Annotated in this window: 17 protein-coding genes and 1 pseudogene; 5 read left to right on the forward strand and 13 right to left on the reverse strand. The window is 72.2% G+C overall.

Annotated elements, in window-relative coordinates; genetic code table 11:
* Positions 1–109 precede the first annotated feature (109 nt).
* Positions 110–427 carry a DUF5955 family protein gene (locus ABZ836_RS15445; RefSeq protein WP_356137895.1) on the reverse strand — a complete coding sequence of 106 codons (318 nt, stop codon included), beginning with the start codon at positions 425–427 and terminating at the stop codon, positions 110–112.
* A 291-nt stretch (positions 428–718) separates the two neighbouring features.
* Here ABZ836_RS15445 and ABZ836_RS15450 point away from each other — a divergent pair, with 291 nt between their 5' ends.
* Positions 719–1,360: a nucleotidyltransferase family protein gene (locus ABZ836_RS15450; RefSeq protein ID WP_361142342.1), complete on the forward strand. Its 642-nt coding sequence runs from the start codon at positions 719–721 to the stop codon at positions 1,358–1,360.
* Between the two features lie 127 nt (positions 1,361–1,487).
* The gene (gene aceB, locus ABZ836_RS15455) at positions 1,488–3,110 is read left to right on the forward strand and encodes a malate synthase A (RefSeq protein ID WP_361142345.1); all 1,623 of its coding nucleotides are present in this window, start codon (positions 1,488–1,490) and stop codon (positions 3,108–3,110) included.
* Positions 3,111–3,249: 139 nt separating this feature from the next.
* Here the strand turns inward: aceB and ABZ836_RS15460 are convergent, their stop codons facing one another.
* The 7 genes and pseudogenes from ABZ836_RS15460 to ABZ836_RS15490 form a co-directional block, all read right to left on the reverse strand.
* On the reverse strand, positions 3,250–4,179 hold the full coding sequence (locus tag ABZ836_RS15460) for a HipA family kinase (RefSeq protein WP_361142348.1): 930 nt from the start codon (positions 4,177–4,179) through the stop codon (positions 3,250–3,252).
* 570 nt (positions 4,180–4,749) lie between these two features.
* Positions 4,750–6,384, reverse strand: a pseudogene (locus tag ABZ836_RS15465) (glycoside hydrolase 43 family protein); the annotation flags it as partial.
* A 279-nt stretch (positions 6,385–6,663) separates the two neighbouring features.
* Complete coding sequence (locus tag ABZ836_RS15470) at positions 6,664–8,310, reverse strand: lectin (protein ID WP_356137903.1); 1,647 nt, start codon at positions 8,308–8,310, stop codon at positions 6,664–6,666.
* Positions 8,311–8,600: 290 nt separating this feature from the next.
* Positions 8,601–9,521, reverse strand: a complete 921-nt coding sequence (locus ABZ836_RS15475) for an amidohydrolase family protein (protein WP_361142351.1) — start codon at positions 9,519–9,521, stop codon at positions 8,601–8,603.
* 117 nt (positions 9,522–9,638) lie between these two features.
* Entirely contained in the window at positions 9,639–10,625 is a 987-nt protein-coding gene (locus ABZ836_RS15480; protein WP_361142354.1) for a 3-hydroxyacyl-CoA dehydrogenase NAD-binding domain-containing protein, read from the reverse strand.
* The gene (locus ABZ836_RS15485; RefSeq protein WP_361142357.1) at positions 10,622–12,610 is read right to left on the reverse strand and encodes an acetoacetate--CoA ligase; all 1,989 of its coding nucleotides are present in this window, start codon (positions 12,608–12,610) and stop codon (positions 10,622–10,624) included. Before ABZ836_RS15485 ends, ABZ836_RS15480 begins: the two co-directional genes overlap by 4 nt.
* A complete protein-coding gene (locus ABZ836_RS15490) occupies positions 12,607–13,464 on the reverse strand; it encodes a crotonase/enoyl-CoA hydratase family protein (protein WP_361142360.1) in 858 nt (285 codons plus the stop codon). Before ABZ836_RS15490 ends, ABZ836_RS15485 begins: the two co-directional genes overlap by 4 nt.
* Positions 13,465–13,670: 206 nt before the next feature.
* Between ABZ836_RS15490 and ABZ836_RS15495 the strand changes: the two genes are divergently transcribed.
* Positions 13,671–14,027, forward strand: coding sequence for a MarR family transcriptional regulator (locus ABZ836_RS15495; RefSeq protein WP_356137929.1), 357 nt, complete (start codon positions 13,671–13,673; stop codon positions 14,025–14,027).
* A 13-nt stretch (positions 14,028–14,040) separates the two neighbouring features.
* Here ABZ836_RS15495 and ABZ836_RS15500 read toward each other — a convergent pair whose 3' ends face one another.
* The 5 genes from ABZ836_RS15500 to ABZ836_RS15520 all read right to left on the reverse strand — a co-directional run bounded on the left by ABZ836_RS15500 (position 14,041) and on the right by ABZ836_RS15520 (position 21,399).
* The gene (locus ABZ836_RS15500) at positions 14,041–15,369 is read right to left on the reverse strand and encodes an MFS transporter (RefSeq protein WP_361142363.1); all 1,329 of its coding nucleotides are present in this window, start codon (positions 15,367–15,369) and stop codon (positions 14,041–14,043) included.
* Positions 15,370–15,599: 230 nt separating this feature from the next.
* Entirely contained in the window at positions 15,600–16,910 is a 1,311-nt protein-coding gene (locus tag ABZ836_RS15505; RefSeq protein ID WP_361142366.1) for a PHB depolymerase family esterase, read from the reverse strand.
* Positions 16,911–17,213: 303 nt separating this feature from the next.
* Positions 17,214–18,209, reverse strand: a complete 996-nt coding sequence (locus tag ABZ836_RS15510) for a PaaX family transcriptional regulator C-terminal domain-containing protein (protein ID WP_356137916.1) — start codon at positions 18,207–18,209, stop codon at positions 17,214–17,216.
* Positions 18,210–18,374: 165 nt separating this feature from the next.
* Entirely contained in the window at positions 18,375–19,814 is a 1,440-nt protein-coding gene (locus ABZ836_RS15515; RefSeq protein ID WP_361142369.1) for a non-reducing end alpha-L-arabinofuranosidase family hydrolase, read from the reverse strand.
* 571 nt (positions 19,815–20,385) lie between these two features.
* A complete protein-coding gene (locus ABZ836_RS15520) occupies positions 20,386–21,399 on the reverse strand; it encodes a LacI family DNA-binding transcriptional regulator (RefSeq protein WP_356137918.1) in 1,014 nt (337 codons plus the stop codon).
* Positions 21,400–21,826: 427 nt separating this feature from the next.
* Between ABZ836_RS15520 and ABZ836_RS15525 the strand changes: the two genes are divergently transcribed.
* Together ABZ836_RS15525 and ABZ836_RS15530 are read left to right on the forward strand one after the other, a co-directional pair.
* The gene (locus tag ABZ836_RS15525) at positions 21,827–22,792 is read left to right on the forward strand and encodes a glycoside hydrolase family 6 protein (protein ID WP_356137920.1); all 966 of its coding nucleotides are present in this window, start codon (positions 21,827–21,829) and stop codon (positions 22,790–22,792) included.
* 88 nt (positions 22,793–22,880) lie between these two features.
* Positions 22,881–23,489, forward strand: a 609-nt coding sequence (locus tag ABZ836_RS15530) for an endo-1,4-beta-xylanase (protein ID WP_361142373.1), incomplete at its 3' end; no start/stop codon positions are given.

The following is a 23,489-nucleotide window of genomic DNA, read 5'->3' on the forward strand; positions in this document are numbered from 1 at the left end:
GCTCCGCGAGCAGCGGCGCCCGCGACCCGCGTCCGCGCCCGCAGCGCGCCACACCAGGCCGGTGAAGGGACGACCGCCCCTGGCGGAAGCCGCGGAGGGGAACGGGCCGTCAGACCGCCGGGGCCGGGGAGTCGAACTCCTCCACCGCGCGGCGGACCTCGTGCATCCCGCCGGCCAGCGCGGAGACGGACCCGACCGCTCCGGCGATCAGCAGCAGCGAGCGCCGCAGCCGCGCGGGGTCGGGCAGCGGCTCGGCCGCCAGCGCGGCGAGACCCGCGATCTCCTCCTCGGCCACCGCCCGGTCGGTGAACTCCACGCGGTAGCCCGCCAGTTCACGCCCCAGCCGGGCAACGGCGGCCCGCAGGACCGTCACCCTCGGGTCCTCACCCCGGCCCTCGGCCGGCGGACGTTCCAAGCTCCGCAACACCGCACTCCCCCTCACGTCGTCGGCCGGGCATTCGTGTGTCGCACGTCGACTCCCCTGGGAACAAGGGGCACGAGCCGGCTCGCGGATCATGCGCTCCCTCATGCGCAACCCCTCCCGCCCACGGCGCTGGTCGGGCGCTGCGAAGGCGGGGGAGCCAGTAAACGCCACCCCGTGGCGGTCGCGCCACTCCATGGAGACAAATTCCACCCATAGGGTTCACTCCAGGCAACGAAACTGCCGGTTGTCCACAGCCTCGCGACGCCGTTCTCCCAGGTCAGGTATGCAGGACCCATGACTTCACCTGTGACGCACACAACCACCGCCCGGATCGCCGGTCTTCTGCTCGCCGCGGGCGGCGGGCGACGCCTCGGCGGGCGCCCCAAGGCCCTCCTGGAGCACGACGGCGCCCTGCTGGTCGAGCGGGCCGCCGGCACCCTGCGCGCGGGCGGCTGCGCGCGTGTCCACGTGGTGCTCGGTGCGAGCGCCGACCGGGTGCGCCGGCGGGCCCGGCTGCCCGACTGCGTGCTGGTGGACAACCCCGACTGGGAGCGGGGCATGGGCTCCTCCCTGCGGGCCGGCCTGGCCTCGCTGGAGGGCACCGGCGCCAGGGCCGCGCTGGTGATGCTGGTGGACCAGCCCGGGATCGGCGAGGAGGCCGTGCGCCGGGTGGCCGAGGCCGGCCTGGCCCGGGGCCCGGACCGTCTCCCCGCGGCCCTGGTGTCGGCGGCGTACGCCGGCGTGCGCGGACATCCGGTGCTGTTCGGCGCCGCGCACTGGCCGGGGATCACCGCGCGTGCGGAGGGCGACCAGGGGGCACGCGGTTACCTGGGGTCGCGTCAGGCGGAGATCACGCTGGTGGAGTGCGCGGACGTGGCCGATCCGTACGACGTCGACACGCCGTCGGATCTGGCCCGCCTGCGCCCGGGGCGTTGAACTCCCCTTTCCACCATGAGGAAACTGGTGTCCACTGTCCAGAAGTACGCGAGCGCCGCCGTGGGACGGAGGCGCCGGCGTACGGGTAGTACCGAGTAGCGAAAGTGCCTCTGCTGAAGGAGTCCGCATGTCCGCACCCGCCTCGTCCCCGGCCGTCGTCGTCGACGCCGAGCCCCTGCCGCGGCAGGAAGAGGTCCTGACCGGTGAGGCGCTCGCCTTCGTGGCCGAGCTGCACCGCCGCTTCACCCCGCGACGGGACGAACTCCTCGAGCGCCGCACCCGGCGCCGGGACGCGATCGCCCACAGCGCCTCGCTCGACTTCCTGCCCGAGACGGCGGCGATCCGGGCGGACGACACCTGGCGGGTGGCCCCGTGTCCCGAGGCCCTGCAGGACCGCCGGGTCGAGATCACCGGTCCCACCGACCGCAAGATGACCATCAACGCGCTCAACTCGGGCGCCCGGATCTGGCTCGCCGACTTCGAGGACGCCCTCTCCCCCACCTGGGAGAACGTGGTGCTCGGTCAGCTCAACCTGATCGACGCCTACACGCGGAGGATCGACTTCACCGACACCGCCTCCGGCAAGTCGTACGCGCTGCGCCCGGACGCGGAACTGGCGACGGTGGTGATGCGGCCGCGCGGCTGGCACCTGGACGAGCGCCACCTCGAGGTCGACGGCGAGAAGGTGCCGGGCGCCCTGGTCGACTTCGGGCTGTACTTCTTCCACAACGCCCGCCGTCTGCTGGACATGGGCAAGGGGCCGTACTTCTACCTGCCCAAGCTGGAGTCCCACCTGGAGGCTCGGCTGTGGAACGACGTGTTCGTCCACGCTCAGGACGCGCTGGGCGTTCCGCAGGGCTCGGTGCGGGCGACGGTGCTGATCGAGACGATCACCGCCGCGTACGAGATGGAGGAGATCCTCTACGAGCTGCGCGAGCACGCCTCCGGCCTGAACGCCGGCCGCTGGGACTACCTGTTCTCCATCGTGAAGAACTTCCGTGACTGCGGCGCCTCGTTCGTGCTGCCGGACCGCAACTCGGTGACGATGACGGCCCCGTTCATGCGGGCCTACACCGAACTGCTGGTCCGCACCTGCCACAAGCGGGGTGCGCACGCGATCGGCGGCATGGCGGCGTTCATCCCCTCGCGGCGGGACGAGGAGGTCAACAAGGTCGCCCTGGAGAAGGTGCGGGCCGACAAGGACCGCGAGGCGGGCGACGGGTTCGACGGCTCGTGGGTCGCGCACCCCGACCTGGTGCCGCTGTGCGAGGCGTCCTTCTCCGCGGTGCTGGGCGACCGGCCGCACCAGAAGGACCGGCTGCGCGAGGAGGTGGACGTCCGCGCCGCCGACCTGCTCGCCGTCGACTCGCTGGAGGCGCGGCCCACCTTCGCCGGTCTGGTGAACGCGGTGCAGGTCGGGATGCGGTACATCGAGGCGTGGTTGCGCGGTCTGGGCGCGGTGGCCATCTTCAACCTGATGGAGGACGCGGCCACGGCGGAGATCTCCCGCTCGCAGATCTGGCAGTGGATCAACGCGGGCGTGGAGTTCGAGAACGGCGAGAAGGCCACACCGGAGCTGGCCCGCCGGGTCGCCGCGGAGGAGCTGGAGAACCTCCGGGCCGAGCTGGGCGAGGAGGCGTTCGCCGCGGGCCGCTGGCAGGAGGCGCACGACCTGCTGCTGAAGGTGGCGCTCGACGAGCAGTACGAGGAGTTCCTCACCCTCCCGGCCTACCGCAGCCTGAGAGACTGACACCGCCTCCCCCGGCCCGGGGTCACGGGACACGACGCCGTCCGGGCCACGGGGCGGCGGCCGTACCTGACTCCGGGGCGGCGGCCGTCCGGACCGGAGGGGCGGCCGGGGCACAACGCCGTCCCGGCCTTCCCCAAGGTCAGTCGGCGTCGGCGTCACCGAGGTGGACGGACCAGTCCTGCGCGGCGGCGGGTTTGCCGTGGAGGTCGGGGACGCGCTGGAGCCAGCCGGGGCGGCCCCGGCGGCTCTTCTCGCGGCGGGCGTGCTCCTCCGCGGCGAGTTCCTCGGCGCCGGGGAAGTCGGTCGGCAGCCACGCGGCCGAGCAGGCGGCCCTCGCGGCCAGCCAGCCGACGTAGGCCTCCCGGACCGCCTCGGGGGTGTCGAGGCCGGCCTCCTCGGTCAGCCACTCGTCGGGGACCTCGGCGACCACCTCGCGCAGCAGCGCCTCGGTGACCCGGGGCGCCAGCTCGGCGTCCGCGGCGCGGGTGTCCGGGGCGTACCGGCCGAGCGCGTGGTGGCGGAAGTCGTAGGTCCTGTCGGGCGCGGTGCCGTCCCAGCGGTGGTGGAACACCAGGGCGGCCCCGTGGTCGATCAGCCAGAGGCGGGCCGGGGCGGTGCCGCGGGTGGGCCAGACCATCAGGTTGGAGCTGTGCACCGTGCGGTCGACGTTGGCGGTGAGGGCGTCCAGCCAGACGATCCGTCCGGCCTCCTGCGGATCCACGCGGAAGGTCTCGGCCAGCTCCGGGGTGAGGTCGACGCCGCCGGAGAGGTAGTCCATGCCGAGGTTCAGCCCCGCACTGGCGTTCAGCAGGTCACGGACCTCCTGGTGGGGTTCGTGCGCGCCGAGCGCGGGGTCGAACCGGGCCCGCACCAGCTCCGGCACCCGCAGTCCGAGGCGGCGGCCCAGTTCACCGACGATCACCTCGGCGACCAGCGCCTTGCGGCCCTGCGCCGACCCGGTGAACTTGACGACGTAGGTGCCCAGGTCGTCCGCCTCCACGACACCGGGCACGGACCCGCCGGAACGCAGGGGCATGAGGTAGCGAGTCGCTACGACTTCTCTCATCAACTTCCAGAGCCCCTACCGGTTACCTGCCTGGCATTCCAAGGCCGTTCTTCCGACGGCGCGACCTTGGCGGACCAGCCGACCAGCCCTGGGGAGCTTCCGGCCCTCGGGCATGAAGTGAGCATAGTAACCGAGGGTGATCGACGGCGAGGAGTGCGGTCAGGCCGGGGTGAGGGTGAACGACTCCCCGGGGCCGATGGAAGTGCGGTCGGCGATCAGCGGGGAGGCGCCGCCGTCCGCTGCGCCCACGTACCGGTCGTTTGCCCGTGCGCGCAGGCTCACGGTGCCGTCGGCGTTGTCGACCCGGCGGAACGTCTCCCAGCTGCCCGCGCTGGTGCGGTTGGCGATCAGCGGGGAGGCCCCGGCGTTGTCGGCGCAGACGAAGCGGCCGTTGGCGTGGGACCGCAGGGCGACGTCGCCGCTCCCGAGGTCGACGATGTCGAACGTCTCCCAGACGCCGGCGCCGGTGCGGTTGGCGATCAGCGGGGAGGCCCCGGCATCCTCGGCGCAGACGAAGCGGTCGTTCGCGCGGGCCCGGAGGCGGACGGCGGAGGCGGGGGCGGAGGCGGTTCCCGGGGTCAGTTCGAAGCGCTCGACGCGGACCGAGCCGCCGAGCGCGACGGTGGCGTAGTTGAAGATGCCGAAGCGGTAGCCCATGAAGAACTGCCACTCGCTCCTGAGGGTGAGGGCCGGCCCCAGCGGGGAGAAGGTGACGCCGTCGGTGCTGTACGAGAAGTGTCCCTGGCGCCCGCTGCCCGGACGGATGTCGGCGGTGGCGCGCAGCCAGATCCTGCTGCCCGTGACGGACGCCCCGGCGGCCTCGGTTCCCGTGCTGCTGGTGTTCCAGTTGCTGTCCATGGTGATGCCGTTGACCATCACCACCCGCGTCGTTCCGTTGTCGCGCTTGAGACCGATCCAGGCCGAGGAGTCGCGCAGGAGGGCGAGTCCGCCGCGGTCGCCGTCCCGCATGCCGGAGTGGTCGAGGACGATCGTCGCGGTCGAGGTGGGGCCTTGGATGCGGTGGGTGAGCGTGTTGCGGGCGGAGTACAGGTCGAAGGTGGTGGTGGCGGTCCGCAGCGTGAGCCCGCCGCCGACGGTGAAACGGCTGGTGTCCGGGTTGTGGTTCCACTCCCACCGGGGGCCGAGCGCGGGCCCCTGGAAGGTGTCGACGCCGGTGAGCGGCCTGGTCGCGCGGGGCGGGGGCGGCAGTTGGGGGGCGGGGTACGAGGCTCCCCAGGCGCCGTCGACCAGTTGCAGCACGGGCCAGCCGTCGGAGGTCCAGGTGACGGGTGCGAGGGCCGGTACGCGTCCGCCGGGGTAGGCGTCCACGAAGGCCATGTAGTACCACTGGCCCTGCGGGGTGCTGACCAGTCCTCCCTGGTGCGGGACTCCTCCGCCGGGTATCGGCCCCCGCAGGTCCAGGAGCAACTGCTTCATCGTGTAGGGGCCGAACGGACCGGAGTCCGACTTCAGGACGTACTGGCCGTTCGCGGGACGGGTGACGAAGATGTAGTAGCGGCCGTTGATCTTGTAGAAGCGGGCCCCCTCCAGCGTCCCGACGGAGGAGGGGGTGACGAACACCTCCTGTGCCCTGACCTGGCTACGGGCGTCGCCGGAGAGCTGGGCGACGCTGAGACGGGTGTTGCCGTAGGCCACGTACAGGGTGTCGTCGTCGTCCACCAGCAACCCCGCGTCGTAGTAGACCTGCGGCAGCTCCGCGCGCCGCGTCCACGGGCCCTCGACGGTCCTGGCGGTGTACACGTACGTCCGCGCGAAGTCGATCTGACCGATCCAGTAGAAGGTGTCGTCGCTGCGGCGGTGGTTGAGCGAGGACGCCCAGATGCCGCGCACGTACCCGCGTCCGCCGGACAGGTCGTACTTGGCGCCGAAGTCCAGCACCGGCACCGAGTGGCCCGCGAGCTCCCAGTCGACCAGGTTCCACGAGCGCAGGACGGGGGCCCCCGGCGAGTAGTGCATGGTGGACGCCGACATGTAGTAGGTGTCGGCGACCCGGATGATGTCGACGTCCGCGAAGTCCTGCCAGACGACGGGGTTGGTGTAGGCCGCCGCGGCCAGGGCGCCGGCCGCGGGGGTGGCCGCGCCGGGGGCGGGAGCCGCCTGGGCGCGGGGCGCGGCAGCGGTGAGGGCGGCGCCGGTGGCCGCCGTGAAGACGGTCCTGCGGCTCAGGGGGTGGTGGAGCCAGGACATGGGGTGCTCCTTCGTGACGGTGGGGGCGAGCGGAGAGGAAGAGCCGGCCGCCTCCCTGCCGGACGGACCGTCCGGCAGGGAGCCTGTCCGTGGGACAGGGAGCGCGTCCGCCCGGTGGGGAACGTGCCCGGGCGGCAGCGGCGGCGGGCGCCGACCGGGGCGGGGGCGGGGGCGGCGTCAGGCGGTGGACTGCCACTTGCTGGCGTCGAGGAGGTAGCCGCTGCCGCCCGTGTACCGGAAGTACAGGTCACGGGTGCCTCCGGCGCGGCCGTCACCTTGTCAGCTGCGGCTCCACTTCTGGTTGCTCTGCCCGTTGCAGTTCCACAGGACGAGCCGGCTTCCGTTGGCCGTGGCGGCCCCCTCGACGTCCAGGCAGAGGCCGGAGAGGGTGTTGCGGATCGACCCGTCGGAGGCCAGGGTCCACTTCTGGTTGTCCTGGCCGTTGCACGGCCACGTGATCACCCGCGTGCCGTTGGCGGTGCCCCGCTCGTAGGCGTCGAGGCACTTGTCCCCGAACACGCGGATCTCGCCGCCCGCCCATGTGGTCCACAGCTGGTTGGCGGCGGTGTGGCAGTCCCAGACGAGGACGGCCGAGCCCGAGGCGGTGGAGGCGTTGTCCACGTCGACGCAGCGGCCGGAGCCGGTGCCGCGCAGCCGCGAGGTCTGGCTGGCCAGCGGCGTGCCGCCGGACACGCGGAAGACGGCGATGCCGTGGGAGGGGACGGAGGCGGAGATCTGTCCGCCGCTCGCCGAGTTCGCGCCGGTCCACAGGTCGGTGAGGGTGAACGGGCCGCCGGACAGCCCGATCTGGGCCGCGGTGGTGCTCACGGTCGCGGTGGAGCCGCCGCGGTTGAACAGCCCCACGGCCACCGAGCCGTCGGACAGCGGCTTGGCGAAGACCTCGGTGTTCCCGTCGTCGCGCACCCGCCGTCCGCCGGCGCCCAGGGGGTCCTGGTCGACCGCGATCAGCCGCGGGTTGCGCAGCACGGCGCTGACGTCGGCGGACATCGACCGCACGTCGTTGCCCGCCATCAGCGGCGAGCCCATGAGCGCCCACAGCGCGAAGTGCGAGCGCGACTGGTTCAGGGTGAGTCCGGGCCGTCCGACCACCAGCATGTCCGGGTCGTTCCAGTGCCCGGGACCGGACTGCGCGGCCAGCGGCGCCGTGACGTCCAGGACGTTGCCCACGCCCATCGGGTAGCTGTTGACGTTGCCGTTCTGCCAGATGTCGAGCAGGTCCTCGGTGGTGCGCCACATGTCGGCGACCTGGCCCCAGTTGTACTTGTCGCCGGTGATGGCGTGGTAGCTGTTGGGGTTGACGCTGTAGACGATCGGGCGTCCCGTGGCGCGCAGCGCGTCACGCATGATGCCGAACCGGGCGACCTGCTCGTCGCGGGTGCCGTTGCCGGAGCACCAGTCGTACTTGAGGTAGTCCACACCCCAGGAGGCGAAGGTGCGGGCGTCCTGTGCCTCGTGGCCGAGGCTTCCGGTGGCTCCGGGGAAGGCGCCGCTGCCCTGGGCGCAGGTCTTCTCGTTCGGCGCCTGGTAGATGCCGAACTTCAGGCCCAGGGAGTGGATGTGGTCCCCGAGCGCCTTCATGCCGCTGGGGAACTTGGTGGGGTGGGCGCGCAGGTTGCCCTGGGCGTCGCGCTGCGGGTCGAACCAGCAGTCGTCGACGACCACGTACTGGTAGCCCGCGGCCCGCATCCCGGAGGAGACCATCGCCTCGGCGGCCTGGCGGACCTGTGTCTCGGTGATCTGGCAGCCGAAGCTGTTCCAGCTGTTCCACCCCATGGGCGGGGTGAGGGCCGGGCTGCCGGGTGCGGCCTGCGCCTCGGGCGCCTGGGGCGAGGCCACCAGGAGAGCCGGCACGGCGGCCAGGGTGGCGAGGAGGCAGGACAGCCGCCTGGGTAATCGTTCGGTCATCGTCGTCCCTTCGAGGGGCATGCCGGGGGCCTCGTCCGCAGGGGTGTCGACTGCCGACGAGCCGGGTGGGCGGAGGAGAACTGTGCGCTTCATTGTTACCGCTAACACGCACGGTGAGCCAGGTCCGTGACGTCAGAATCAGTGCCCGGCATCGAAGGCATCCGCCCTTGTGGCCGCTGAGCTGCGGCGGATAATGTCCCTCGTACCCGGCGGGGTGCGATCGGCGGGCCGTCGACCTGGGCGGAGCAGGCCGTCTTGTTATCGCTAACACCGTCTCGCCGGCACCGTCGTCAGGCCGCGTCCGGGTCGGCTGACCGGGCGCCTCCCCTCAGACCCAGCATGCGCACCGCGTTCTCCTTGAGGATCAGCGGGCGGACCTCGTCCTTGATGTCCAGCCGGGCGAAGTCCGCTAGCCACCGGTCGGGGGCGAGCACGGGGAAGTCGGAGCCGAAGAGGACCTTGTGCCGCAGCAGGGTGTTCGCCTGCCGGACGAGCTGCGGCGGGAAGTACGTCGGGGACCAGCCCGACAGGTCGATGTAGACGTTGGCCTTGTGGGTGGCGATCGAGATCGAGGAGTCCACCCACGGCACCGACGGGTGCGCGAGGACCATGGTCAGGTGGGGGAAGTCCGCCGCGACGTCGTCGAGGAGCATGGGGTCGGAGTAGCGCAGCTTGATGCCCCGCCCACCGGGGAGCCCGGCGCCGATACCGGTCTGCCCGGTGTGGAAGAGGGCCACCGTCCCGAGTTCCTGCAGCGTCTCCCACAGCGGGTAGTACGCGCGGTCGTCGGGCGCGAAGTTCTGGAGGCTGGGGTGGAACTTGAAGCCGAGGACCCCGTACTCCTCGGCCAGCCGACGGGCCTGTCGCACCGCTTCGGTGCCGCGCAGCGGGTCCACGGAGCCGAACGGCAGCAGCACGTCGGCGTGTTCGGCGGCGCGTTCGGCGATCTCCTCGCTGGAGACCGGCGGGCGGCCGAGTCCGGTGGTGGCGTCGACGGTGAAGACGACCGCGGCCATGTTCCGTGCCCGGTAGTGCTCGGCGATCTGCTCGAGGGTGGGCGTGCGCGGGTGGGAGGCCCGGAAGTACCTGGCCGAGGCGTCCATCAGCTCCTGGTCCAGGGAGAGGTGGCCGTGGCCGTCGCACTCGACGTGGACATGGGTGTCCAGGGCGACCACGGTGTCCGGATCGACACGGGAGGCGTAGCGTTCCATGGGGGTGCTCCTCGTCGGGCCGGCACGGCGGTGTCCGGGCCGGCCGGGCGCTGTCGGGCGGGCAGGGGGGGCAGGCGGGCAGGGGCGGGGCAGGCGGGCAGGGGCGGGGTCAGGCCGTCACGGCAGTGACCGGCGGCGGCGCTTCTCCTCGATGAGCCGGACCAGCAGTTCGTCCCGGTCGGCCACCATGCGCTCCTGGTCGACGCCGGCCAGTTCCTCGTCGACGCCGCGGACCAGCGCCTCGGTCAGGGCCGGGGTGAGCCGCGGCGTGCCGAGGTCGTCCATCCAGCGCTGGGCGGGCGGCCCGAGGTGGTCCAGGGTGCGGGCCATGCCGCCCGCTCCGCCGGACAGGTGCTGGTTGACCAGCGGGCCGAGCAGCGCCCACCGCAGGCCGGGGCCTTCGGAGACGGCCGTGTCGATGTCGGCGACGGTGGCCACGCCCCGTTCCACCAGCGAGTACGCCTCGCGCCACAGGGCGGCCTGCAGACGGTTGGTGACGTGACCGGGCACCTCGCGCCGTACCAGGACCGGGCGTTTGCCGAGTGCGGTGTAGAAGCGCACTGTCTCCTCGACGACGGACCTCTCGGTGCGCGTGCCCGGCACCACCTCGACCAGCGGGATCAGGTGGGAGGGGTGGAAGGGATGGCCAACCAGCACCCGCTCCGGGCGGCGCGCGCACATCGTCTGCAGCGTGGTGGGCGTGAGCCCGGAGGAACTGCTGGCCAGGGGCGTGGACGGCGGGGCGGCCTCGTCGAGCTCGGCGAGCAGGCGCCGCTTGGCGTCCTCCTGCTCCGGACCGCTCTCCTGCACGAAGCACGCTCCGTCGGCGGCTTCCGCCGCGCTGTCCGTGAAGCGCAGCCGGTGCGGGTCGGCCCCTTCGGCCAGACCGAGCCGGGCCAGGGCGGGCCATGCCCGGCGGACGGACTCCCGAAGCCGTTCCTCGGCACCGTCGGCGGGGTCGTGGGCGACGACGTCCAGGCCGTGGGCCAGGAACAGCGCGGCCCATCCCCCACCGATGACACCGGCGCCCACCACCGCGGCGTGCCCGGCGCCCACCACCGCGGCGTGGCCTGTGCCCGCCCCCGCGGCGTGCCCGGCGCTCATCGGGCGTCCTCGGCGCGGCGGCGGCCGTACTCCGCGAACGCGTCGAGGGCCGACGGATCGACGAGCGCGCCCGGGGAGGCCACGGCGGCCGGGTCGGCGCCGAGCAGGATGCGCTTGACCGGCACCTCCAGCTTCTTCCCGGTGCGTGAGTACGGCACGGACGGCACCGCGACGATCCGGTCCGGGACGTGGCGTGGTGACAGGGCGGACCGTATCCGTGCGGACAGGCGCTTGCGCAGGCCCTCGTCGCACCTCGTGCCGGGGCCGGGCACCACGAAGAGGATCAGCTCGCCCGCGCCGCCCGCGGCATCCTCGAGGTGGACGACGACGCTGTCGGTGATCTCCTCGGCGTCCTGCAGTACCCGGTAGAACTCCCCCGTGCCCAGGCGCACCCCGCCCCGGTTGAGGGTGGCGTCGGAACGGCCGGTGATCAGGCAGGAGCCGGCGGAGGAGAACCGGCACCAGTCCCCGAAGCGGAACGCGCCCGGATGGGCGGAGAAGTAGGCGTCCCTCAGCCGGCTGCCGTCCGGGTCGCCCCAGAGGCCGACCGGCATGGACGGCATCGGTGAGGTGATCACCAGCTCGCCCATGTCCCCGACGACGGTCCTCCCGTCCTGGTCGTACGCCTTGACGTCGACGGCCAGGCTCGGGCCCGACATCTCGCCGGCGTAGACCGGTGTGAGCGGCGACGCCTGCACCAGCCCGGTGCAGACGTCGGTGCCGCCGCTGCCGACGTTGAGCAGCACCCGGCTGCCGAACTGTCCGGCCACCCACCGGGCGCCCTCGGGCGGGAAGGGACTGCCCGCCACGCCGATCTGCCGCAGCCGGGAGAGGTCGTGCTCCTCGGCGGGACGCATCCCTGCCTTGCGGCACGCCATCAGGTAGCCGGGGCTCGCGCCCATGAGTGTCGCGCCGGTGCGCGCGGCGATCCGCCACTGCTCCCCCGGGCCGGGATGGAGCGGGTTGCCGTCGATCATGACGAGCGAGGAGCGGACCAGCAGGGCCGAGACGAGGGCGTTCCACATCATCCAGGCGGTGGTGGTGAACCACAGCAGCCGGTCGCCGGGCCCCAGGTCCCAGTGGAAGGCGTGGTTCTTCAGGTGCTCGAGCAGGAGTCCGCCGTGGCCGTGGACGATGGCCTTGGGCCTGCCGGTGGTGCCGGAGGAGAAGAGCACGCACAGCGGGTGGTCGAACGGGACGGGCTCGAAGGCGAGGGGTTCGTCGGTGTCGGCCAGCAGGTCGCTCCAGGGCACCGACTCGCCCAACGCGTGGGGCCCGTACGGGACATGGACGACGTGGCGTACACCGGGCAGCGCGGCGCGGATCTCGGCGACCTCGGCCCTGCGGTCGATCTCGTGGTCGCCGTAGGTGTACCCGGCGACGGCGAGCAGGACCTTGGGTTCCACCTGGCCGAACCGGTCGTTGACGCTGTGGGGCCCGAACTCCGGGGCACAGGCGGCCCATACGGCGCCGAGACTGGCGGTGGCCAGGTAGGCGACCAGTGTCTCGGGGATGTTGGGCAAGTAGCCGGCGACCCGGTCGCCCCTGCCGACGCCGAGGCGGCGCAGCCCGGCGCGCACCCGCCGTACCCGCTCGGCGAGTTCGGCGAAGGTCAGCTCGACGGTATCCCTGGTCTGGGAGTACGCGACGACCGCGACGGTGTCGGCGTCCTCGGGTTGGCCGAAGGCGTGCTCGGCGTAGTTGAGGGTGCCCCCGGGGAACCAGCGGGCGCCGGGCAGCCGACGGGTGGTGAGGACCTGCTCGGCGGGGGTGTGGAGGCGGACGCCGAAGTACTCCCGGACCGACTCCCAGAAGTCCTCCAGGGAGCCGACGGACCAGGCCCGCAGTTCGTCCCAGGAGGCCAGGTCTGCGGTGCCGTTCTCGCGCAGCCAGGCCAGGAACCGCCCCACGCGTGCGTCGCGGGCCCGCTCCGGGACGGGCGGATGGAGGAGTTCGGGTTCGCGCGGAGGGTGGGAGGTGCTCATCGTGCCTCCTCGTCGGCGGCGGGGGTGGGGGCGGGACCGGGAGTGGTAGGCGGGACGGGAGCGGCGCCTGGTGCGGTGACCTTGGCGGCCCGCCCGGACAGGAAGGCGTCCATGCGGTCCTTGGCCTCCGGGCTGCTCTGGGCGACGCCGGCCATCAGGGATTCGAGGAGCAGGCCGGTCTCGGGCGCGGCTTCGGCGATCCTGGGCAGGGCGTGGATCACGGCGTAGTTGGTGACCGGTGAGTTCCGGGCGATCCGGTCGGCGAGTTCGAGCGCCTTGGCCAGGCCCTTCCCCGGGGCGGTCCGGTAGGTGGCGAGCCCGGCGGCGGCGCCCTCGTCGGCGTCCAGCACGCGGCCGGTGAGCATCATGTCGGCCATCAGGGCCACTCCGGTGAGCCGCGGCACCCGGACGGAGGCGCCTCCGCCGACGAACAGGCCCCGCTCGCCTTCCGGCAGGGCGAAGAAGGCGGAGTCCTCGGCGATCCTGAGGTGGGCCGCGGCGGCCAGTTCCAGGCCGCCTCCCACCACGGCGCCCTTGAGCACCGCGATCACCGGCACGGTTCCGCACGCGATCCGGTCGAAGGCCCGGTGCCACATGCGGGAGTGGTGCAGGCCCTGCACCGCGTCCCGTTGCCGGAGCTCCGCCAGGTCGAGCCCCGCGCAGAAGTGCTCGCCGTCGGCGGTCAGCACCACGGCCTTCGCCCAGGCGGGCGGGGCGTCGAAGTAGCGGCCGAGGCCGAGTACGGTGGCGTCGTCCAGGGCGTTGCGCTTGGCGGGGCGGCTGAGGGTCAGGACCGCGACGTCGTCGTGACGGGCCGGCGAAAGGGATGCGGGGAGGTCGTTCTCTGCGGTCACACCATCTCCAGACCATCAGGAACCTTGATGATCCACCATGGTTGATACCCTCAAGATTCCTGTCAATACCCGGGAGTGGAACGGTGAGGGAAGCGGTGGGGGAAGCGGTGGGGGAAGCGGTGGAGGAAGCCGAGGGCCGGCAGGCGCCGTCCTTGCTGTACGCGGTCAAGCGACTCGAGCTCGTCATCCGCGCCCGGCTCGACGAGATGCTGCGCGGCTCGGGGGTGACCACCCTGCAGTACACGGCACTCACCGTCCTCGAACGACGCGGCGGCATCTCCGCGGCCCAGCTGGCCCGGGACTCCTTCGTCACCCCCCAGGCGATGGCCGACATGCTGCGCGCGCTGGAGCAGCGGGAGCTGATCTCCCGCTCCCCCAATCCCGCCAGCCGTCGCGAACTGCTGGTCCACCTCACCGAGGAGGGCCGCCGCCTCCTCGCGGAGTACGCCGACGCGCACGCCGCGATCGAGGAGCTGATGCTCTCGGGGCTGAGCGGGGCGGAACGCGCGCGCCTGCGCTCGTCCCTCGACAGCTCCTGGCGGGCGTTGCGTCCGCCCCGGTGACGGCGTCGGGGGCTCAGACGGTCCGGTGTTCCTCCGGGCGGCTTCCGGCGGGTGCTGCCAGTTCGTTGCGGCTGGTCTCACCCAGGGCCAGGACACAGACCACGGTCAGTGCGCAGAACGCGGCGATGACCAGGGAGATGGCCGTCGTGCCACCGCCGAGCGCCTGCGCCTCGGCGAAGAGGAGCGGCGCGAAGCCGGCCCCCAGGCCCGCGAGCTGGTAACCGAGCGAGGCCCCGGTGTAGCGACTGCGGGTGGTGAACAGCTCCGCGTACAGCGCGGCCAGCGGCCCGTACATCATCGGATGCAGTACCGACTGCCCCACGACGACGGCCACCACCAGCAAGGCGGTGCTGCCGCTGTCGACCAGCGGGAAGAGCACGAAGGCGTAGGCGCCCACCGCCACCGCGCCCGCGGCCACCACGGGCCGGCGGCCGAACCGGTCGCTGGCCGCGGACCAGCCGAGGATGCCGAGCACGGCGAGGGTCGACGAGACGGTGAGGGCGTGCAGCACCGTCTCTCGGCCGAAGCCGGCCCGTATCGCGTAGGAGATGATGAACGTGGTGAGCGTGCCCTGCACCACGAAGGCGCTCAGACCGACGCCCACGCCGAGCAGCAGCACCCGCGGGTGGTTGCGCAGCACGTCCACGAGCGGGGGGCGCCGGGGCGCCTCCTCGGAGGCGGCCGCCGTGAAGACGGGCGTCTCCGTGACGCGCAGGCGCACGAACAGGCCGAGGGCCAGCAGCACGACGCTCAGCAGGAACGGTATGCGCCACCCCCAGGCGAGGAACGCCTCCTCACCGACGGCCGCGGCGGTCGCCGACATCGCCACCGTGGACAGCGCCATGCCGCACGGCGCGCCCGCGTTGGTGAAGCTCGCCCACAACCCGCGCCGCTCCCTGGCGTGTTCGGCGGACATCAGCACCGCGCCGCCCCACTCCCCGCCCACCGCGACGCCCTGCACCACCCGCAGCACCACCAGCGCGATCGGGGCCAGGCTTCCGGCGCTCGCGTGGCTCGGGAGCACACCGATCAGGAAGCTGGCGACACCCATCAGCGCCATCGACAGGACCAGCATGTTCCTGCGGCCCAGCCGGTCGCCGTAGTGGCCGAACAGCACGCCGCCCAGCGGCCGGGCGACGTAGCCGGTGGCCAGGGTGCCGAAGCTGGCCACCGTGCCGGCCAGGGGGTCGAGGTCGGAGAAGAACACCTCGGCGAAGACCACCGCGGAGGCGGTCGCGTACAGCAGGAAGTCGTAGTACTCGACGACGCTGCCGAGGAAGCTGGAGGTGACGGCGCGGCGCAGTTGCGTGCTGTCGCCGGGGGCGGGGGGTGAGGGCTTCATGCCAGGGCTCCTTCGCGCTGCCGGCAGAGAAGACTGTCAGGTTTCCTGATCGATGGTCAGTGTCGGGACGAGCAGGAAACCTGTCAATCCTTCGGGCGTGCGCGCCCACGCCGCCGTCGGAGACCGCCCGTGCGCACGCACGTACTGCCGTACGGCCGGCGACGGCACGGGAGGGCGGGCCGGAGCCCCTCGAAGGGCTCCGGCCCGCTCGGCGTCCGGCCGGTCCCCGGTCAGCCCGTGGCGCAGGCGGCCCCGTTGAGGGTGAAACCGGTCGGCGGGGCCGTGTTGCCGGTGTGCGTGGCCTGGAAGCCGATCGTCGTGGACCCGCCCGCGGCGATCGTGCCGTTGAAGCTCACGTTGGTGGCGGTCACCTGGCCACCGGTCCCCCGGTAGGCGGCGTTCCACCCGTTGGCGATCGTCTGTCCGGCGGGGAGGGTGAAGGCGAGCGACCATCCGTTCACCGCCGAGTCGCCGGTGTTGGTGATGGTGAGGTTCTCGGTGAGTCCGTTGTTCCAGGAGTTCACCGCGGCGGTCACCTTGCACGCCCCGCCGGCCGGCGGGGTGGTGGGGCCGCCGGTCGTGGGGCCGGGGCCGGGGGTGCTGCTCAGTCCGAAGAACTGCACGGCCTGTGCGGCCATCCCGCTCGACGGCAGGGAGTGACCGGCGCCCTGGACGCTGTACGCCTCGACGTCGACCCCACCGGAGGAGTTGGCGAAGCGCTGGCGGTTCCAGCCCGGCTGCGGGGTGTCGGAGGACGTCGGCGTCAGGCTCAGCCCGAACACGTCGGTCCACTGCTTGATGCTTTCCTGCAGCAGCTGGTACGGCACGAGGGTGTCGTTCGTGCCGTGCCACAGCTGGATCCGGGGCCGCGTTCCGCCGAAGCCGGGGTACGCCTGCCGCACCAGGTCGCCCCACTGCTGCGGGGTCCTGGTCATGCTTCCGCCGGTGCACCTGCTGGTGCCGGGCGGGTAGTCCGCCGCGTTGGCGAAGCATCCGAACGGCACGCCCATGAAGGAGGCGCCGGCCTCGAACACGTCCGGGTACAGCGCGAGCATGTGCTGGGTCATCATGCCGCCGGACGAACTCCCGGTGGCGAACACCTGGTTCGGGTCGGCGTCGTACCGCTGCTTCACGTAGTCGATCATCGAGACGATCGAGACGGGGTCGCTGCCGCCGCCGCGGCGCTTGGCCGCGTCCGACCAGGTGTCGAAGCACTTGCCGAAGCCCGCCGACTGGGTCGCGGTCGGGTAGACCACGATGAACCCGAACCGGTCGGCGAGCGAGGCGAACTCGCTGCCGGAGTAGAAGTTCGGGCCCGTTCCGCCGCAGCCGTGCATGGCCACCACCACGGCCGGCCTCGCCGGACGGCTGTCCGGCACGTAGACGTGCATCTGCATGTTGCCCGGGTTGTCACCGAAGCCGGTCACCTGGGTCAGCGACGCGGCCTGCGCGGGCACCACCGTGACCAGGCCGATCACCGCGATGCCGAACGCCACCACGACGGCGGCCAGCTTCGCCAACGGTCTGCGTGGACTCTTCACTGGGGACTCCTCGGAGTGCGCCGTACGGCATTCGGCCGAGGCCGACCGTGCCGGCGGGTGGGGGGAACGCCCGCGGGCGGGCATCGCGACGCGGGCGCGGCTGTCTGCGCCGGCGGAACCGCGGGCCGGCCGATGGAGCGGTGGACGTCGGGGCTTCGCCCGGTCGATGGGGGGAGACCGCCTCGTGGCCCTCGTGGCACTCGCGGACAAGGGCCGAGGGCCGCGGGCCGCGGGCGGCCACCATGAGGCCCAGGATCCCCGCGCCTCGTATGACAATGACCGTAACCCTCGGACAGAAAACCGTCAATCAACCGTGTCCCGCGGGGAGTTGACCGAGGACGGGTCCCCGTGCCACAGCCCTGCGAGCAGCTCCGAGGTGGTGTGCGCCCCGATGCCGCCGTCCGCACCCGGGGGATGCCCGGCCGCCGTCCGGACGTGCTCCTGGGCCGTCTCGGCGAGACCGTCGTAGACCGCGGTGAAGAGGTCCCTGACCTGCTCCCTCCGCCAGCCCGGCGGCATGCACCGCATCGGCAGCCGGGGGTCGAGGACGTGGAACCGGCGGTAGGTGTCCATGACCTCGGTGCGCGCGTACACCGCCTCGACGCCGCCCACCCCACCGGCCCGCACCCGGTCGAGCAGCGGACTCCAGCGGTCGACGAAGGACGTGTACTCCTCCGCGATGGCCTCGACGTCCCAGGCGTCCAAGGGGTCGCGGCGGGCGGTCGACTGCAGTTCCAGGTGCCGCGCGCGGAAGACCGTCAGCGCTCCCGGGCCGACGGCGGACAACTCCTCCCGCGCCCTCGGGCTGAACGGCCTGGGCGAGAGCCACAGCCCGTCGTACAACGGCGCGTACCCGAGCCAGCGCAGTCGCCCCCGCAGCGTCCGCCGCTCCGCGCTGCGGCCCTCGGGGAGCGAGAAGGAGATGAGCGTCCACACGCCGTCCCACTTCTCGGCCTGTTCGGCGAACGCGACGATCGAATGCCCCGAGAGGGAGAGGTTGACCGCGGCGGGGTCGCTGAGCCGGTAGGAGCTGTGCCGCCCCTGCCGGCTGCTCTCCAGCACGCCCCGCCGGGCCAGCCGGCTGATCGCGGTGCGGCCGGCGGCGGGCGTGACGCCGAACTCGCCCAGCAGGGACACGATCGCCCCGGACGGAACGGGCGCGCGGGTCCGCAGGGTGTAGTCGGCCAGCAGTGTCACCGCGAGGCTCTGGGGCGAACCCCCGGCCCGTCGGCGGGGAAGCCGCACGGAGTCCGTCGGGTCGTCGGGATAGATCTCGTTGACGTCGAAGGGACGGGCCACGACACTCCCCGGCACGGATCCGTACGGCTGGTTCGGTAACTCCCGCAACCTACCCGCCGGTTGGATCTCCTGCGAGACGGCCCCGCGCGCCGGGCACGCTCTCGCCCGCACGCCGGGGAGGACCCCCGGCCGACGTGCGGCCGGGGTTCCTCGACGTGGTGCGCGTCAGCGCTGCAGGGTGAGGACGCCCGGCCGGTACGGGAGGGCGTTGTAGTCGCCTCCCGAGTTCGGGGCCTTGCCCTGGTAGAGGAGCTGGAGGTTGCAGGGGTCGATGGTCATGGTCTGGTCGGGGTTGTTGCGGACCAGGTCACCGTGGCTGATGTCGTTGGTCCAGGTGGCGCCGCTGTTGGCCTTGCCCGCGAAGGGGTTGCTCTCACTGGCCGCCTGCGGGGTCCAGGAGCCGTTCAGGCTGGAGGACGTGAACGAGCGGAAGTAGCGGCCGTTGGCGCCCATCGCCTCGACGATCATGAGGTACTGGTTCTGGCCCTGGACCTTGTAGACCTGGACGGCCTCGAACAGGTTGGCCTTGGTGTCGCTCATGATGGTCGTGTACGACGAGCCGAAGCTGCCGGGGAAGTTCCCGATCGGCATGCTCGCCCGGTAGATCTTCCCGTTGTCACCGGCGAAGAACAGGTACATGTTCTGGCCGTCCGCGATCAGCGTCTGGTCGATCGGACCCGTGTCGGAGCCGGAGATGCTGCCGGTGAACAGCGGCTGCGGCGAGGACCAGCCGTTGGCGTTGGTGGGCTCGCTCGAGGTGCGGTACATGAAGGCCGCCGGGCCCCACTGGTAGGCGAGCACCCAGATGTTCTTCGGCGCGAAGTAGAAGAGCGTCGGCGCGACCGCGGCCTGGCTCATCCCGTTCTGGCCGGTCGAGGCCATGTCGGACCAGTTGGTGAACGGCGTGAACGCCATCGAGCCGTAGGAGGAGCCCGTCGAGTAGGACCCGTAGACCAGGTACTTGCCGTTGTGCCTGACGGCGGAGAAGTCCTTCAGCGACACCCAGCCGCTCTTCGGCTGCGCCAGCGCACCCGTGGAGGACCACCGGTACGTGGACGGGAGCGAGCACGTGCCGGAGGGCGGAGGCGTCGTCGGGGTCGGCCCGCCGCCGGTCAGACCGCTCCACTTCTGGTTGCTGCTGCCGGTGCACGTCCACAGCTGCACCCGCGTGCCGTTGGCCGTGCCGTTGTCCTTCGCGTCCAGGCACAGTCCTGACTGCACGCCGACGATCGTGCCGTCGGAGTTCACCCGCCACTGCTGGTTCGCGCCGCCGCTGCACGCATAGATCTGCAGCTGGACACCGGCCGTGGTCGAGTGCCCCGGAACGTCCAGGCACCGGCCGAGGACGGTCAGCTGGTTGCTGTCCGTCAGCGTCCACTGCTGGTTGGACTGCCCGTTGCAGTCGTAGATCTGCAGGTACGTGCCGTTGGCGGTGTTGGAGTTGGGCAGGTCGAGACAGCGGCCGGAGGCGGCGTGACGCAAGGCGCCGCTGCTGGCCGCCTGGGCCGGTTCGGCCACCAGCATCGCCGCCAGCGCGGCGAGGACCGCGACCGCGGCGGAGAACACCGCGGACAGATGCCTGCGGTGGAGATTCTCTCTGCGCATGAGGACTTCCTCGTCTTGGGCAAAGGGTTCCGGCCCGACCCGTGGGGACCGTCCGGACTGTCGATGTGGCGCTGCGCGTCCACGGACCGTTCGAACTCGACGCACACCGTGCCCCACCTCCGGAAGGAGGTCGAGTGCCGTCGAGCGAGGTGGAACGGATGGGACTGTGACGCTGTCGATTGTTACCGCTAACACCGCGGGGAGGCCAGGCTCGTGCAACGGAAATCACCGTCGGGCCGACGAGGACGGCCGGACGGCTGTCGCGGACGGGGGGCGATGGATCACGCCTGCACGCATGCCCCCGGCGTGTCGCAGAACGGCGCTGAACAGCGGTTCGTTGATCTTTCAGGGCATCCGGCAAGGTGCCGGACGGGCGACGTCATGGACAAGGATCGGCCTCGGGTGAGCGCGCCGCGCATGCCGCTCGGCCGTCCCAGGTCGCTTCCGCCCCGGCCGCACGCCTCGGCGGGCGGGGCGACCGACACAGCTCACGGGTCGAGTTGTTATCGCTAACACCGAAGGTGCACGTCCCGGGGCCCCCGCCCCTGGCGTCGCGCTCCCGGGATCGCCGTCAGGCGCTGGCGCGGACGACCAGCCGGGTGGGCAGGATCAGCGCGGTGGGGTCCTGCCCGTCGACGAGGGCGGCGAGCATGCGCGCCATCTCCCGCCCGAGGGCCTGTATGGGCTGGTGCACGGTGGTGAGCGGCGGGTCCGACATCTGCGCGACGGCGAGGTCGTCGAAGCCGACCACGGCGACGTCGTCCGGGACCCTCCGGCCGGCCTGGCGCAGCGCGCGCAGCGCTCCCACCCCCATGTTGTCGTTGGCGGCGAACACCGCGTCGATGTCGGGGTGTTCGGCGAGCAGCCCGGACATTGCGGCGGCCCCGCCGCTCTCGGTGAAGTCCCCCTCCCGGGGCGGGAACGGGTCGAGTCCGGCCGCCAGCACGGCGTCCCGGTACCCGCGGTACCGGGCGAGTCCGGCCTCGGTGTCCAGCCGGCCGCAGAGGGCGGCCACGCGCGTGCGACCGCGCGAGATCAGGTACTCGGTCGCCTCGCGCGCACCTCCCACGTTGTCGACGTCCACGTACCAGCGCGGCACGGAGCCGACCGGCCGGCCGCCGAACACGACGGGCATCGTCGCCCTCTCGGCCATCCGGGCAAGCGGGTCGTCCTGGCGCAGCGCCATCAGCATCACGCCGTCCGCGCCGTTGGACCGGAGGAGTTCCTCCACCCTCCTGCGGCCGCGGTCGGAGGCGGCCAGACACAGCATCAGGTGCAGGTCCGCCTCCTCCAGGGCGGCCGACGCGCCGACGATCACCTGGGCGAAGAACGGGTCCGCGAAGATCGACGGGTCCTCCCCGGAGACGACCAGGGCGGCCGCGCCCGTCTGCCGGGTGGCCAGCGCCCGGGCGGTCGAGTTGGGCACGTACCCGAGGCGGCGTACGGCCCGTTCGACCGCCTCGCGTTTGACCCGGGCGACGTGCGGGGCGTTGTTGAGGGCACGGGAAGCCACCGAGCGGGACACGCCTGCCAGTTCGGCCACCTCGTCGAGCGTCGGCTGGCGGCGGGGCGCATCCTGTGCCATGAAACGCGTTCCTCTCCTGTCGACCGGACGGCACCATCCTCACCCATGGCGCCGCTCCCCCGGAGCGGCGGGGCCGTGGACCGGGGGACGACGTCGCGGTCACCGCCGGGAGTGCCGCGCGATCGAGCTGGGATCGCTTCCAGTCAGAGGTGCCCCGTTCCCGCCGGTTCGAGGGCCGGGCTTACGCGGAGCCTTGACAGCGCAAGCGGAACGCCACAACCTTACCGGTGGCATCCCTGAACCCAGGGCTGGAAGCGCTTCCAGTTTGGGAGCGCTCCCTCGAGGTCAGTTGGCGTTCCTGCCCGTGTCGTTCCTCCCGGGGACCGGCATCGCACGGGACGTCGCACCGCCCGCACTTCCTTCAGCGCGTCGCACGCTCGGGACGAGGACCGGCGGCGCGTCATCGCCAGGAAACCGAGGTACCCACATGCGCCGCAATGTCCGCACGCTGCTGGCAGCGCTCTGCGCCCTGCCGCTCGCGTTCACCGCCGCCCCGTCCGCCCACGCCGCCGACCCGACCACCATGACCAGCGGGTTCTACGTGGACCCCGACTCCAGCGCCAAGCGGTGGGCCGCCGCGAACCCCGGCGACGGCCGGGCCGCGGCGATCAACTCCTCGATAGCCAACACGCCCATGGCCCGCTGGTTCGGCTCGTGGAGCGGCACCATCGGCACGGCCACCGGGGCGTACGCGGGTGCCGCGGACAGCAGGGACAAGCTGCCCGTCATGGTCGCCTACAACATCTACCACCGCGACTACTGCGGCGGACACTCCGCGGGCGGAGCCTCCTCGCCGTCCGCCTACGCGAGCTGGGTGGCCCAGTTCGCCGGGGGGATCGGCAGTCGTCCCGCCCTCGTCATCCTGGAGCCGGACTCCCTCGGGGACTACGGGTGCATGAACCAGGCCCAGATCGACGAGCGCGAGGCCATGCTCACCGGCGCCCTCTCGGAGTTCAGCCGCCAGGCCCCCAACACCTGGGTGTACATGGACGCCGGCAATCCCGGCTGGGCCGACGCGGCCACCATGGCCCGCCGTCTCCACGAGGCCGGCCTCCGGCAGGCCCACGGCTTCTCGCTGAACGTCTCCAACTACTTCACCACGCAGCAGAACACGGCCTACGGCAACGCGATCAACAGCGCGCTGAGCTCCCGCTACGGCTACACCAAGCCGTTCGTGGTGGACACCAGCCGCAACGGCAACGGCTCCAACGGCCAGTGGTGCAACCCCTCCGGCCGCCGGATCGGCACGCCCACCCAACTGGGCGGGGGCGCCGAGATGCTGCTGTGGATCAAGACGCCGGGTGAGTCCGACGGCAACTGCGGCGTCGGAGCCGGCTCTTCGGCCGGCCAGTTCCTCCCCGAGGTCGCCTACAAGATGATCTACGGCTACTGATCGCGGGGGACGCGGCGCGGCCGGCCCCGCCGACGGCGCGTCCCTCGCTCCTCCCCCCTCTCCCCATCTCCATCCTGGAGGCACATCCATGGGCTCCTCAGCCCTTCCCGGACCCCGTGTCCGACGGAAGATCCGCGGCCTGTTACTGGCGCTGCTCGTCGGCGCCGTCGGTCTGGCCACCGCACTGGTCGGGCTGCCGACCGCGAGCGCCGCCGAGAGCACGCTCGGCGCCGCCGCCACGCAGAACGGCCGTTACTTCGGCACCGCGATCGCCTCGGGCAGGCTGGGCGACTCGACGTACACCTCGATCGCCAACCGCGAGTTCAACTCGGTGACGGCCGAGAACGAGATGAAGATCGACGCGACCCAGCCGCAGCGTGGCCAGTTCAACTTCACCGCCGCCGACCGCGTCTACAACTGGGCCGTGCAGAACGGCAAGCAGGTCCGCGGCCACACCCTCGCCTGGCACTCCCAGCAGCCCGCCTGGATGCAGAACCTCAGCGGCAGCACGCTCCGCCAGGCGATGATCGACCACATCAACGGCGTGATGGCCCACTACAAGGGCAAGATCGCCCAGTGGGACGTGGTGAACGAGGCGTTCCAGGACGGCAACTCGGGCGCCCGCCGCGACTCCAACCTGCAGCGCACCGGCAACGACTGGATCGAGGTCGCCTTCCGCACCGCGCGTGCCGCCGAC

The sequence above is a fragment of the Streptomyces sp. NPDC047130 genome, from assembly GCF_040643475.1.
GTDB lineage: Bacteria > Actinomycetota > Actinomycetes > Streptomycetales > Streptomycetaceae > Streptomyces.